This is a genomic window from Pseudomonas sp. IT-P294 (assembly GCF_949767865.1).
Classification (GTDB): domain Bacteria; phylum Pseudomonadota; class Gammaproteobacteria; order Pseudomonadales; family Pseudomonadaceae; genus Aquipseudomonas.
The window spans coordinates 655,433-669,168 of sequence record NZ_CATKQW010000011.1 but is presented as its reverse complement, the minus strand read 5'-3'; the positions used below and the strand labels follow the sequence as shown (position 1 = coordinate 669,168).

Sequence of the window (13,736 nt, the reverse complement as noted above, 5' to 3'; positions counted from 1 at the left end):
GCCGAATCCAACCATTGCGTGGGCGGGGCACAGACCCCGCGACAAAGCCTGAGAGGACTACACCGTGAGTCATTTACTGGATCAATTGCGGTTTTTCAACCGCAAGCAAAACGAGTTTTCCGACGGTCATGGTGAGACTCGCAAAGAGTCTCGCGACTGGGAGAATGTCTACCGTTCGCGCTGGCAGTACGACAAGATCGTGCGCTCCACCCACGGGGTGAACTGCACCGGTTCCTGCTCGTGGAAAATTTACGTCAAGAACGGCCTGATCACCTGGGAAACCCAGCAGACCGACTACCCGCGTACCCGTAACGATCTGCCGAACCATGAGCCCCGTGGCTGCCCGCGTGGTGCCAGTTACAGCTGGTACATCTACAGCGCCAACCGGCTCAAGTACCCGAAAATCCGCAAGCCGTTACTCAAGCTTTGGCGCGATGCGCGGCAAACCATGGCGCCGGTCGAAGCCTGGGCCAGCATCGTCGAGGACAAGGCCAAGGCCGACTCCTATAAAAGCAAACGCGGCATGGGTGGCTTCATTCGTTCCAACTGGGAGGAAGTCAACGAGATCATTGCCGCGGCCAACGTCTATACGATCAAGCAATACGGCCCTGACCGGATCGTCGGCTTCTCGCCGATCCCGGCCATGTCGATGGTCAGCTACGCCGCAGGTTCGCGTTACCTGTCGCTGATTGGCGGCGCCTGCCTGAGCTTCTACGACTGGTACTGCGACTTGCCACCGGCCTCGCCGATGGTTTGGGGCGAGCAGACCGACGTGCCGGAATCGGCCGACTGGTACAACTCCAACTACATCATTGCCTGGGGCTCCAACGTCCCGCAGACCCGTACCCCCGACGCGCACTTCTTTACCGAAGTCCGTTACAAAGGCACCAAGACGGTGGCAATCACCCCGGATTACTCGGAAGTCGCCAAGCTCACCGACCTGTGGCTGAACCCTAAACAAGGCACCGATGCGGCGCTGGCCCAGGCGTTCAACCATGTGATCTTCAAAGAATTCCACCTGGACAAACCGAGCGCCTATTTCACCGACTACGCCAAGCGCTTCACCGATTTGCCGGTGCTGGTGCTGCTCAAGCAAATGGTCGACAAGGCCCCGGGCGCCGGTTATCAGCCGGACCGCTTCCTGCGTGCCAGCGACCTGACCGACAACCTCGGCCAGGAAAACAACCCGGAATGGAAAACCATCGCCCTCGATGTCAGCGGCGAACTGGTGTCCCCTCAGGGTTCCATCGGTTATCGCTGGGGCGAGAAGGGCAAGTGGAACATCCTCCCTCGTGAAGGCGGCGAAGGCCGTGAAATCGATCTGAAACTGAGCCTGATCGGCGATGACGTCGCCGAAGTGGCGTTCCCGTATTTTGCCGGCGAGTCCCACGAGCACTTCCAGCACGTGGCCGGCGATGCCGTGCAATACCGCCGCGTGCCGGTGCATAACGTGGTGCTGGCGGACGGCAGCGTGGCCAAAGTCGCCACCGTGTTCGACCTGTCGGCCGCCAACCTGGCCATTGATCGTGGCCTGGGCGGCGATAATGTGGCCAAGGATTACGACGACGCCTCGGTGCCTGGCACCCCGGCGTGGCAGGAGCAGATCACTGGCGTCAGCCGTGAGAAAGCCATCCAGATTGCCCGTGAGTTTGCCGACAACGCCGACAAGACCAAGGGCCGTTCGATGATCATCGTCGGCGCGGCGATGAATCACTGGTACCACATGGACATGAACTACCGCGGGCTGATCAACATGCTCATGCTCTGCGGGTGTGTCGGTCAGACCGGTGGCGGTTGGGCGCATTACGTCGGTCAGGAAAAACTCCGTCCGCAATGCGGCTGGCTGCCATTGGCGTTCGGCCTGGACTGGAACCGTCCGCCTCGCCAAATGAACGGCACCAGCTTCTTCTACGCCCACAGTTCGCAGTGGCGGCACGAGAAGATGAGCATGCACGACGTGCTCTCGCCATTGGCTGATAAATCACAATTCCCTGAGCATGCGCTGGATTACAACATCCGCGCCGAACGCGCCGGCTGGTTGCCCAGCGCACCGCAACTCAACACTAACCCTTTGCACATTTGCCGCGACGCGGCTGCGGCCGGCATGGACCCGAAAGACTACGTGGTCAAGTCGCTGCAGGACGGTTCGCTGCGCTTCTCCTGTGAACAGCCGGACAGCCCGGTCAACTTCCCGCGCAACATGTTCATCTGGCGTTCCAACCTGCTGGGCTCCTCGGGCAAGGGCCACGAGTACATGCTCAAGTATCTGCTGGGCACCAAGAACGGAGTCATGAACGAAGACATCGGTCAGGTCGGCGATTGCAAACCCGAAGAAGCCGAATGGGTGGACGAGGGCGCCATAGGCAAGCTCGACCTGGTCACCACACTGGACTTCCGCATGTCTTCGACCTGCGTCTATTCCGACATCGTGTTGCCGACCGCCACCTGGTACGAAAAAGACGACATGAACACCTCGGACATGCACCCGTTCATTCACCCGTTGTCGGCTGCCATCGACCCGGCGTGGGAATCGCGTTCCGACTGGGAAATCTACAAAGGCATTGCCAAGGCGTTTTCCAGCATGTCCGAAGGGCATCTGGGCGTTGAAAAGGACTTGGTGACCATCCCGTTGATGCACGACAGCGTCGGCGAACTGGCCCAACCGTTTGGCGGCACCGACTGGAAAAGCGCTGGAGTGGCACCGGAGCCAGGCAAGAACGCGCCGAACCTGCATGTGGTCGAGCGTGACTACCCGAACATCTACAAGCAGTTCTCGTCCCTAGGGCCATTGCTGGAGAAACACGGCAACGGCGGCAAAGGCATCAACTGGAACACCGAAGACGAAGTGAAATTCCTCGGTGAACTCAATCACAAAGAAGGCGATGCCGGTATCAGTCAGGGCCGTCCGAAAATCGACACGGCCATCGATGCGGCTGAAGTGATTCTGTCCCTGGCACCGGAAACCAACGGCCAAGTGGCGGTCAAGGCCTGGGCTGCGCTGTCGGAATTCACCGGCATCGACCACAGCCACCTGGCGCTGTCCAAGGCCCACGAGGCGATACGCTTCCGCGACATTCAGGCTCAGCCGCGCAAGATCATTTCCAGCCCGACCTGGTCGGGGCTCGAAGACGATCACGTCAGCTACAACGCCGGTTACACCAACGTTCACGAAGGCATCCCATGGCGCACCATCACCGGTCGCCAGCAGTTCTACCAGGATCACCCGTGGATGCAGGCATTCGGCGAGCAACTGATGAGTTATCGGCCGCCAGTCAACACCCGCACCATCGAAGGGGTGAAAGGCAAGCGCAGCAACGGCCACAAGGAAATCGTCCTGAACTGGATCACCCCGCACCAGAAATGGGGCATTCACAGCACCTACAGCGACAACCTGCTGATGCTCACCCTCAGCCGTGGCGGGCCGATTGTCTGGCTCTCGGAGAACGACGCGAAAAGCGCCGGTATCGAAGACAACGACTGGATCGAGTGCTTCAACATCAACGGTGCGCTGACCGCTCGCGCGGTGGTCAGCCAACGGGTCAAGGACGGCATGGTGATGATGTATCACGCCCAGGAAAGGATCGTGAACGTGCCTGGTTCGGAAACTACCAAGACTCGTGGCGGCCACCACAACTCGGTCACCCGCGTGGTGCTCAAGCCGACCCACATGATCGGCGGCTACGCCCAGCAAGCTTACGGTTTCAACTATTACGGCACCGTCGGTTGCAACCGCGACGAATTCGTCGTGGTGCGCAAAATGTCCAAAGTCGACTGGCTCGATGGTTCATCCGGCGATGACCTGCCGCGTCCCCTGCCGACCGATATCGAGGAGAACTGAGATGAAGATTCGCTCACAAATCGGCATGGTTCTGAACCTGGACAAATGCATCGGTTGCCACACCTGTTCGATCACTTGCAAAAACGTCTGGACCAGCCGCGAAGGCATGGAATACGCCTGGTTCAATAACGTCGAATCGAAACCCGGCATCGGCTACCCGAAAGAATGGGAAAACCAGGACAAGTGGAAGGGCGGCTGGATCCGCAACGCCAACGGCACGATCAACCCGCGCATTGGCGGTAAATTCCGCGTGTTGGCGAACATTTTCGCCAACCCGGACCTGCCGAGCCTGGACGACTACTACGAACCGTTCGACTTCGATTACCAGCACCTGCACACCGCGCCGTTGGGCGAGCATCAACCCACCGCGCGTCCGCGTTCACTGATCTCGGGCAAACGCATGGAGAAAATCGAGTGGGGCCCGAACTGGGAAGAAATCCTCGGTACCGAATTCGCCAAGCGTCGCAAGGACAAGAACTTCGACAAGATCCAGGCGGACATTTACGGCGAGTACGAAAACACCTTCATGATGTATTTGCCGCGCCTGTGCGAGCACTGCCTCAACCCGACATGCGCCGCGGCCTGCCCGAGCGGGGCGATCTACAAGCGAGAAGAAGACGGCATCGTCCTGATTGACCAAGAGAAATGCCGTGGCTGGCGGATGTGCATCAGCGGCTGCCCGTACAAGAAGATCTATTTCAACTGGAAAAGCGGCAAGTCCGAGAAATGCATCTTCTGCTACCCGCGTATCGAAGCCGGGATGCCGACTGTGTGCGCGGAAACCTGCGTCGGGCGCATCCGCTACCTCGGTGTGTTGCTGTATGACGCCGACCGCATCAGCGAAGTGGCGAGCACCGCCAACGAACAGGATCTGTACGAGAAGCAACTGGAAATTTTCCTCGATCCGAATGACCCGGCAGTGATTCGCCAGGCTCTGGAAGACGGTGTGCCGCAATCGGTGATCGATTCCGCGCAACGTTCGCCGGTCTACAAAATGGCCGTGGACTGGAAACTGGCGCTGCCGCTGCACCCGGAATACCGCACCTTGCCGATGGTTTGGTACGTTCCGCCGCTGTCGCCGATCCAGAACGCCGCCACTGCCGGCACCGTGGGCATGAACGGAGTGATCCCGGATGTCGACAGCCTGCGTATTCCCCTGAAGTACCTGGCCAACCTGCTGACGGCGGGCGATGAAAAACCGGTCAAGCGTGCACTTAAACGCTTGCTGGCGATGCGCGCCTACAAACGTTCCGAGCAAGTCGATGGTGTACAGGACCTGCAAGTGCTGGCGGATGTCGGCTTGAGCGTGGCCCAGGTCGAAGAGATGTATCGCTACCTGGCGATCGCCAACTACGAAGACCGTTTCGTTGTGCCGAGTGCGCACCGTGAAGACGCCATGAGTGACGCCTTCGCCGAACGCTCAGGTTGTGGTTTCAGCTTCGGCAGCGGTTGCAGCGGCAGCTCCGACACCAACATGTTCGGTGCCAAGAAAGCCAATCGTCGCGACATCCTGAAAACCGTTCAGTTGTGGGAGGAATAAGCATGCAAATTCTTAAAGTGATTTCGCTGCTGCTCGATTACCCGACCGAAACGCTGATCGGTGGTCGCGACGAACTGGAGCAAGCGATTATCCAGTCCCGGGAAATCAGCCCCAAGCAGCGCGGAGCGTTATTCGAGTTGCTCGAACTGATCTGCACCAATGACCTGATGGACGGGCAGGAGCACTACGGTGCGCTGTTCGGCCGGGGGCGTTCGTTGTCACTGCTGTTGTTCGAGCATGTGCACGGCGAATCCCGCGACCGTGGACAGGCCATGGTCGACATGATGGCGCAATACGAAGCCGCCGGTTTTGCCATCGGCGTCAAGGAGCTGCCCGATTTCATCCCGCTGTACCTGGAGTTCCTGTCCACTCGCGAAGACATCGAGGCCCGCGAGGGCCTGGCGGATGTTTCGCACTTGCTGGCCTTGCTCGCCGCGCGACTGGAAGAGCGCGAAAGCGCCTATGCCAGCTGCTTCCGGGCGCTGCTGCAAATTGCCGGGGCCGAGCCGCATCAAGCGGTCGCCGACCTGCGGGCTCAGGTCGCGGCGGAACCTCGCGACGACTCTCTCGAAGCCCTCGACAAGATCTGGGAGGAGGAGGCCGTGGACTTCCTCCAGGCCGAACAGCAGGACCGTTGCAGTTCGCTGCCAAGCGCACCGGGCAAGGCCCGGGAAGAAAGCGCGGTGCCGTTGCACTGGGTGGATTTTCAGCATGAAGGGCCGGCCGCCGTGCCGGCCAAGGAGGTCGGCAATGTCTAAATGGAACCTGTTGTTGTTCGGGGTTTATCCCTACGTCGCCCTGGCGATTTGCCTGATTGGCAGCTGGGCGCGCTTCGATCTGTCGCAGTACACCTGGAAGGCCGGCTCGAGCCAGATGCTCAATCAGCGCGGCATGCGCGTGGCGAGCAACTTCTTCCACATTGGTGTGTTGTTCGTGCTGGCCGGGCATTTCGTCGGCCTGCTGACGCCCGCGTCGGTTTATCACCATGTGATCAGCACTGAAAACAAGCAATTGCTGGCGATGGTCTCGGGCGGACTTTTCGGCCTGTTGTGCCTGATTGGCCTGCTGATGCTGATCAACCGGCGGCTCAGCGACCCTCGGGTTCGTGCGACTTCCAGTCCTTCGGACATCCTGATTTTGTTGGTGCTGCTGGCGCAATTGCTGCTCGGGCTGCTGACCATCGTCGCGTCCACCGAGCACATGGATGGCTCGGTGATGGTGATGCTCGCCGATTGGGCGCAGAACACCGTGCTGTTGCGTCCGATGGAAGCGGCGGCGTCCATTGCGCCGGTCGGGCTGACCTACAAGTTGCATGTATTTCTGGGTTTGACCCTGTTTGTGTTGTTCCCCTTCACCCGTCTCGTACACATGATCAGCGCACCGATCTGGTACCTGGGGCGTCGTTATCAAATCGTTCGTCAGAAGTATTGAGGAGACAGTCATGTCAGGTGGATGCGGATGTGGTGGCGGTAACGGGGGCAGCGGTGGCTGCGGCTCTTCAAAAAAAGTGGAGGCCGCTGTCGACATCGCGCCGGTCGTTCAGGCGCAATTTGAAGCGCTGCCGGTTGAGCCCGCGGCGGCTGATGACGCCCCGGCGCAGTTGATCGCCAGCAGCGAACAGGAGTGGCCGATCATCCGCGTCAACGAGGTGTCGATCACCCCGGAGGCGATGGCGCAGGAGTTGCAATATCACCCGGCCGAAAGCCGCGAGGAGGCGGTCTTCCTGGCCGCCCGGGCGCTGGTGATCCGCGAGTTGCTGCAACAGCGCATCACCGAGCTCGGTGTGTCGCTGGAGATCGGTGCCGGTGAGAACGAAGAAGAAGCAGCCACGCGCTTGCTGCTCGAACGCGAGGTGAAGGTGCCGCAGTGCGACGAGGAGTCGAGCTTGCGTTACTACGAAAACAATCGCGGACGCTTCCACAGCGCACCGTTGCTGGCGGTGCGGCACATCTTGCTCGAGTGCGCGCCGGACGATGTCGAAGCCCGTGAACTTGCCAAAGGTCAGGCCGAAGTCCTGCTGCAGCGACTGGATGAATTTCCCGGCAGTTTCGCCGAGCTGGCGCTGAATTATTCGGCCTGCCCGTCGAAGGCTCAGGGCGGTTCTTTAGGGCAGATCAGCAAGGGCCAGACCGTGCCTGAACTGGAACGTCAGTTGTTTACCCTGGCACCGGGCCTGGTCAGTAAACCGCTGGAAAGCCGCTACGGCTGGCATGTGATCAGCGTCGATCAACGCATCGAAGGCGTGCCGTTGCCCTATGAAGTGGTGTCGACGGCGATTCGCACGCAGTTACAGCAAGGCGTCTGGCAAAAAGCCCTGGTGCAATACCTGCAAACCCTGATCGGTGCGGCGGATATTCGTGGCATCCACTTACAGGGTGCCGACTCACCGCTGGTGCAATGAGCCTTGGGCAATCCGGGAGATGTGATGAACGCTGTGATGCAGGATGGTTTTGGGCGGCAGATTGATTATCTGCGGATGTCGGTGACGGACCGCTGTGATTTTCGCTGTGTGTATTGCATGGCGAAAAACATGACGTTCCTGCCGCGTCAGCAGGTGCTCACCCTGGAAGAATTGCAACGCTTGGCGACACTGTTCGTTGGCTTGGGGGTACGCAAAATCCGTCTGACCGGCGGAGAGCCGCTGATCCGCCCCGGCATTGTCCAACTGTGCCGCAACATCGCCGCGTTGCCCGGTTTGCGCGAACTGGTGATGACCAGCAACGGCTCGCAGCTGGGCCGTCTGGCACGGCCGTTGGTCGATGCCGGAGTCAAACGGATGAACATCAGCCTCGATAGTCTGGATGGGGAGAAATTTCGGGCGATCACCCGTAATGGCGACCTCGATCGGGTGCTGGGCGGCATTGAAGCGGCGCGGGATGCGGGGTTTGAACGGATCAAACTCAACTGCGTGGTGATGAAGGGACGCAACTTCGATGAAGTCCCGGCGTTGGTGCAATACGCCATCGACCAGCGCATCGATATCAGTTTCATCGAAGAAATGCCCTTGGGCGACGTCGGTCGCTCCCGGGGCGAATCGTTCTGTTCCAGCGACGAAGTGCGCACGCTCATCGCCAGCCAGCATCGGTTGCTCGACAGCACCGAGAACAGCGGCGGACCGGCGCGTTATGTGCGTCTGGAACGCCATCCCGAGACCCGGATCGGCTTCATTTCACCCAACAGCCAAAACTTCTGCGGCAGCTGCAACCGGGTGCGGATGACCGTTGAAGGCAAGCTGTTGCTGTGCTTGGGCCAGGAAGACTCTCTGGATTTGCGTGGATTGCTGCGCCGCTATCCGCTGGATGATCAACCGGTGATCAATGCGGTGCAGAAGGCCTTGCGCGGCAAGCCGCTGCGTCACGATTTCAGTCCCGACGGGGAGGTGCAGATTGTCAGGTTCATGAACATGAGCGGCGGTTGAACCGACCTGTACGGTCCCTAAAACACAGCAAATCAAATGTGGGAGCGAGCTTGCTCGCGATAGCGGTAGACCAGTCGACATCACTGTTGAATGTGCTGCAGTCATCGCGAGCAAGCTCGCTCCCACATTGGTTCTTCGCTGGCCTAAGTGTTTTTTATCCACCCTGCATTCGGGCGTTTCTTTCACCCGAAAATCTTGATGTCGATCAATTGCAGATCAGCACTTTGTCCGTAGTCTTCACTGCATATTGTGGTTTTAAGTTTTATTAAGTCTATATGTAGTGTCTGGAGGCAAAATGCAGAGCACGCTGATCGCCGTAGGAAGTAACCGCTTGCACAAACGCGATGGCAGTCAGGTCGCCTTCGATGCCGACAAAATCCGTCAGGCATTGATCGCCGCCGGCAAGGCGACGGGGGAGTACCGCGAGGTTGAGGTTGAAGCCTTGCTTAACGCGGTATTGGCAAGGCTCGAAGGGGTGCCGAGGCTGCATGTCGAGCAAATCCAGGACCGTGTTGAACGGGTACTGATGGACGCCGGTTTTTTCCTCGCCATGCGTGCTTATATCGTCTATCGCGAACAGCACGGGCGTTTGCGCCGCGACCGCCGGACCATGGTCGAAGTGGCGACCTCGATGAACGAATACCTGGATCGAGAAGACTGGCGGGTTCAGGCCAACGCCAATCAGGGTTATTCACTGGGCGGTCTGGTGTTGAACGTGTCGGGTAAGGTCACCGCCAACTACTGGCTGGACGAGGTGTACAGCGAAGCTATCGGCCAGGCCCACCGCGAGGCGGACTTGCATGTGCACGACCTCGACATGCTCGCCGGTTACTGCGCCGGTTGGTCGCTGCGCACCCTGTTGCACGAAGGGCTCAACGGTGTGCCAGGGCGAGTCGAAGCCGGTCCGCCGAAGCACTTGAGCAGTGCCCTGGGGCAGATGGTCAATTTCCTCGGCACCCTGCAAAACGAATGGGCCGGCGCCCAGGCGTTCAGCTCGTTCGACACCTACCTCGCGCCCTATGTGCGCAAGGACCAGCTGAGTTTTCAGGAGGTGCGCCAGGCGATCCAGGAGTTCATCTACAACCTCAACGTACCGTCGCGCTGGGGCACACAGACGCCTTTCACCAATCTGACCTTCGACTGGGTTTGCCCGCAGGATTTGCGTGAGCAGATACCCGTCATCGGTGGTGAGGAAATGCCGTTTGCCTATGGCGACCTGCAAGTCGAAATGGATTTGCTCAATCGTGCCTACATCGAGGTAATGCAGGCCGGCGATGCAAAAGGGCGGGTGTTCACCTTTCCGATCCCGACCTACAACATCACCCATGACTTTCCGTGGGACAGTGAAAACGCCGACCGGCTGTTCGAGATGACCGCGCGTTACGGCCTGCCGTATTTCCAGAACTTCCTCAATTCCGATCTGCAACCCAATCAGGTGCGTTCCATGTGCTGCCGATTGCAGCTGGATGTCCGCGAGTTGCTCAAGCGGGGTGGCGGTTTGTTTGGCTCGGCGGAGCAAACCGGATCGCTTGGTGTAGTGACCATCAACTGTGCCCGTCTGGGCTATGTGTTCAAGGGCGATACCAGTGGTCTGCTCAAGCGCCTGGACACGCTGATGGAGCTGGCGATGGAGAGCCTGGAGGTCAAGCGCAAGGTGATCCAGCACCACATGGATGCCGGTTTGTACCCGTACACCAAGCGCTACCTCGGGACCCTGCGTAACCACTTCTCGACCATCGGCCTCAATGGCATGCATGAAATGCTGCGCAATTTTTCCGGCGACGAGGAGGGCATGCACACCGAGTACGGCCGGCAGTTTGCCCTGAAGATGCTCGATCATGTGCGCGCCACGTTGCTGCGTTTCCAGGAGGAAACCGGCCACATGTACAACCTGGAAGCGACGCCCGCCGAGGGCACGACCTACCGTTTCGCCAAGGAAGACCTCAAGCGCTATCCCGATATTCTCCAGGCCGGCAGCACGCAGGCGCCGTATTACACCAACTCCTCGCAACTGCCCGTGGGCTACACCGAAGACCCTTTCGAGGCGCTGGAACTCCAAGACGAGCTGCAGTGCAAATACACCGGCGGCACGGTCTTGCACCTGTACATGGCCGAACGGATTTCTTCGACCGAGGCGTGCAAGCAACTGGTGCGCAAAGCCCTAAGCCGCTTTCGCCTGCCGTACCTGACCGTGACCCCGACATTCTCCATCTGCCCAGTGCACGGCTACCTCGATGGCGAGCATGAGTTCTGCCCCAAGTGCGACGAAGCACTGCTGCTTCAAGAACAGAAGCTCGGCACCGTTCATTGATTTCGATCCACTCAACTGCAAGGAGCTACACCATGACTGCATCGCAAATATTGCCCCAGGCTCAACGTCAACGCTGCGAAGTCTGGACCCGGGTGATGGGCTATCACCGCCCTGTGTCGGCGTTCAATCCGGGCAAACAGTCGGAGCACCGCGAGCGGGTGCACTTCACTGAAAGCGCAGCGCTGGCCGGGCGCCAATGAGTCGAACGCTTCGGGTCGGGGGCATGGTGCCCCTGACCACTATCGACTATCCGGGACAGCTCGCCTGCGTGTTGTTTTGCCAGGGATGCGCCTGGCGTTGTCGTTACTGCCATAACCCGCAGCTGATTCCGCCTCGTGGCACAGACGAAGTGGATTGGCGGCGGGTGTTGGCATTTCTACAACGGCGCCAGGACTTGCTCGATGCGGTGGTGTTCAGTGGCGGCGAGCCCACCTTGCAGGACGGTTTGCTCGACGCCATGGATGAAGTGCGGGCGATGGGATTTCGCATCGGTTTGCACAGCGCCGGCATCAAACCTGCGGCGTTCGCCAAGGCACTAACCGGGGCCGATTGGGTCGGTTTCGATGTCAAGGCATTACCCGAGGATTGCCAGGTCATCACCCGGGTCGAGGGCAGCGGAACGGCGAATTGGCGCAGCCTTGAGCATCTGTTGGGCAGCGGTGTCGACTACGAATGTCGCACCACCGTGCACTGGCATCTGTTCGAGCCGGCGCGCCTGCTGATCCTCGCCAAGCGTTTGAGCGAACTCGGCGTCAAGCGCTTCGCCGTGCAACTGGTTCGCACCGAGCGGATGTTCGATCCGCAGCTGCCGAGCATTTCGGCACAAGCCTTGCTACCTGACTTATGGGAGGCCCTGCGCGAGTTGTTTCCAGCCTTCGTGTTACGGGGGTAACCGAGGCTGAGGTTAAACGTTTAACAGGAACATCCATCATTAGGTTTTCAAATGCGCTGCCAATCGGCAGGTATCAAACGGGGAGCATTTGATATGGCCAAATTAACGACGGCACAACGTATCGTCATTGGCTTTGCCATCGCGCCGCTGGCGCTGATGGGCATGGCGTTTTACGCGTTACACGATCTGGCAACGCTCAAGGAGCAGGCGGTGGTGATCGTCAAGCAGGACTGGCCGAAGATCGATCCGATCATGGTCATTGCCACCGGCGTGCGCGATAACGCCAGGAACACACGGGATCTACTGATCGACAAAGACAATCAGCAAGTGCAGCAGTCAATTGACACCACCAAGAAACAGATCACTCAGGCACTCGAAACGCTTGAACCGTTGTTCTATTTGCCCGAGGGTAAAGCCGCTTACGCCGCGCTGAAAAAGAATCGCGAAGCCTACGTTGCGGCGTTCACTCAAGTGCAGGTGTTGATCCGGCAAGGGGCCTTCGATGACGCCATGGCACAGCTGAAACAAAAGGTCGTGCCGGCCGAACGCGAGGTTTATGGCAGCCTGGATCAGTTGATGGCGCTGCAGGGCAAAATATTCGCCGACCGTGAACAGTCGGCGCAGGCACTGTACGGCGATGCCCGGCGCAACATGCTCGGGTTGTTTTTGTTCTGTGTGGCGCTGGTCATCGCTGCAGCGGTGATCGTCACGCGCAGTGTGACCCGTCCACTGGGTGGCGAGCCGGATGATGCCGCACGGTTTTTGAGTCAGATCGCTCAGGGCGACCTGACGATTCAGGTGCCCGTGAACTCTAGTGTCGGCGACAGCGTGATGATGAACATGCATCAGATGCAGCAAAGTCTGAATGCCATGGTCAGGCACATCGCGACCTCAGTGGACCAGGTGGCCAGTTCCTCCGAAGAGCTGAGTGCGGTCAGCAGCCAGACCAGCAGCAACCTGCAATTGCAGGGGCTGGAGATCGAGCAGGCGGCCACCGCGGTGAACCAGATGACCGCTGCGGTCGATGAAGTGGCGCGCAATGCGGTGAGCACCTCCGAGGCCTCGCGGCAGTCCGAGCAAACCGCACAGCGCGGGCGCGAACAGGTTCAGGAAACCGTGGTTTCAATTGGCGCACTGGCCGATGGCGTCACCGACACCGCACAACGCATCGAGCAACTGGCGGGACGGGTGCAGGACATCAGCAAGGTGCTGGACGTGATTCGTAGCATCGCCGAGCAGACCAATTTGCTGGCCCTAAACGCGGCCATTGAAGCAGCGCGGGCGGGGTATGCCGGGCGCGGTTTTGCCGTGGTCGCCGATGAAGTGCGCGCCCTGGCGCATCGCACCCAGGAGTCCACCCAGGAAATCGAGCAGATGATTGGCAACATTCGCCTGGATACCGGCCATGCGGTGACCGCCATGCAAAGCAGCAGCAACCTGGTGCGGGCTACCCTGGAAGTGGCGCAACGCTCGGGTGATGCGCTGGATGAGATCACACGCTCAATCTCGCAGATCAACGAGCGCAACCTGATGATTGCCAGTGCCACGGAAGAGCAGGCGTTGGTGGCGCGGGAGGTGGATCGCAATCTGATGGGGATTCGTAACTTGTCCGAGCAGGTCTTGCTCGGTGCTCAGCATACCCACACCGCAGGTCACGATTTGGCGCAGATGGCCGGTGCGCTGCACCAGACCGTGGCTCGCTTTAAGGTCTAGTGAATAAGGTGGGTGGTGGTGACT

The 13,736-nt window shown here is 59.6% G+C and carries 10 protein-coding genes and 1 pseudogene; all 11 read left to right on the top strand.

The window, feature by feature from the left end; translation table 11 throughout:
* Window positions 1-64: 64 nt before the first annotated feature.
* Window positions 65-3,838, top strand: coding sequence for a nitrate reductase subunit alpha (locus tag ACM6I0_RS10410; RefSeq protein ID WP_285434912.1), 3,774 nt, complete (start codon window positions 65-67; stop codon window positions 3,836-3,838).
* 1 nt (window position 3,839) lies between these two features.
* Window positions 3,840-5,378, top strand: coding sequence for a nitrate reductase subunit beta (narH, locus tag ACM6I0_RS10405; RefSeq protein ID WP_123366640.1), 1,539 nt, complete (start codon window positions 3,840-3,842; stop codon window positions 5,376-5,378).
* A gap of 2 nt (window positions 5,379-5,380) precedes the next feature.
* Window positions 5,381-6,136, top strand: a complete 756-nt coding sequence (narJ, locus tag ACM6I0_RS10400; protein WP_285434911.1) for a nitrate reductase molybdenum cofactor assembly chaperone — start codon at window positions 5,381-5,383, stop codon at window positions 6,134-6,136.
* Window positions 6,129-6,809, top strand: a complete 681-nt coding sequence (narI, locus tag ACM6I0_RS10395) for a respiratory nitrate reductase subunit gamma (protein WP_285434910.1) — start codon at window positions 6,129-6,131, stop codon at window positions 6,807-6,809. The genes narJ and narI overlap by 8 nt, the downstream gene beginning before the upstream one ends.
* 10 nt (window positions 6,810-6,819) lie before the next feature.
* Window positions 6,820-7,779: a peptidylprolyl isomerase gene (locus tag ACM6I0_RS10390; RefSeq protein WP_285434909.1), complete on the top strand. Its 960-nt coding sequence runs from the start codon at window positions 6,820-6,822 to the stop codon at window positions 7,777-7,779.
* Between the two features lie 24 nt (window positions 7,780-7,803).
* Complete coding sequence (gene moaA / locus ACM6I0_RS10385; RefSeq protein ID WP_285434908.1) at window positions 7,804-8,796, top strand: GTP 3',8-cyclase MoaA; 993 nt, start codon at window positions 7,804-7,806, stop codon at window positions 8,794-8,796.
* 295 nt (window positions 8,797-9,091) lie between these two features.
* Complete coding sequence (locus ACM6I0_RS10380) at window positions 9,092-11,107, top strand: ribonucleoside triphosphate reductase (RefSeq protein ID WP_285434907.1); 2,016 nt, start codon at window positions 9,092-9,094, stop codon at window positions 11,105-11,107.
* A 32-nt stretch (window positions 11,108-11,139) separates the two neighbouring features.
* Window positions 11,140-11,307: an anaerobic ribonucleoside-triphosphate reductase gene (gene nrdD / locus ACM6I0_RS10375; RefSeq protein ID WP_216744469.1), complete on the top strand. Its 168-nt coding sequence runs from the start codon at window positions 11,140-11,142 to the stop codon at window positions 11,305-11,307.
* Window positions 11,304-11,999, top strand: a complete 696-nt coding sequence (locus tag ACM6I0_RS10370; protein ID WP_285434906.1) for an anaerobic ribonucleoside-triphosphate reductase activating protein — start codon at window positions 11,304-11,306, stop codon at window positions 11,997-11,999. Before nrdD ends, ACM6I0_RS10370 begins: the two co-directional genes overlap by 4 nt.
* A gap of 51 nt (window positions 12,000-12,050) precedes the next feature.
* Window positions 12,051-12,620: pseudogene (locus tag ACM6I0_RS10365) on the top strand (MCP four helix bundle domain-containing protein); the annotation flags it as partial.
* A 30-nt stretch (window positions 12,621-12,650) separates the two neighbouring features.
* The gene (locus ACM6I0_RS10360; protein ID WP_414922539.1) at window positions 12,651-13,712 is read left to right on the top strand and encodes a methyl-accepting chemotaxis protein; all 1,062 of its coding nucleotides are present in this window, start codon (window positions 12,651-12,653) and stop codon (window positions 13,710-13,712) included.
* Window positions 13,713-13,736: the final 24 nt, after the last annotated feature.

Coding starts and splice junctions, on each gene's coding strand:
- narH (WP_123366640.1), top strand. CDS start 3,840: ATGAAGATTCGCTCACAAATCGGCATGGTTCTGAACCTGGACAAATGC.
- moaA (WP_285434908.1), top strand. CDS start 7,804: ATGAACGCTGTGATGCAGGATGGTTTTGGGCGGCAGATTGATTATCTG.
- ACM6I0_RS10380 (WP_285434907.1), top strand. CDS start 9,092: ATGCAGAGCACGCTGATCGCCGTAGGAAGTAACCGCTTGCACAAACGC.
- ACM6I0_RS10360 (WP_414922539.1), top strand. CDS start 12,651: ATGCTCGGGTTGTTTTTGTTCTGTGTGGCGCTGGTCATCGCTGCAGCG.
- ACM6I0_RS10370 (WP_285434906.1), top strand. CDS start 11,304: ATGAGTCGAACGCTTCGGGTCGGGGGCATGGTGCCCCTGACCACTATC.
- ACM6I0_RS10390 (WP_285434909.1), top strand. CDS start 6,820: ATGTCAGGTGGATGCGGATGTGGTGGCGGTAACGGGGGCAGCGGTGGC.
- narI (WP_285434910.1), top strand. CDS start 6,129: ATGTCTAAATGGAACCTGTTGTTGTTCGGGGTTTATCCCTACGTCGCC.
- narJ (WP_285434911.1), top strand. CDS start 5,381: ATGCAAATTCTTAAAGTGATTTCGCTGCTGCTCGATTACCCGACCGAA.
- nrdD (WP_216744469.1), top strand. CDS start 11,140: ATGACTGCATCGCAAATATTGCCCCAGGCTCAACGTCAACGCTGCGAA.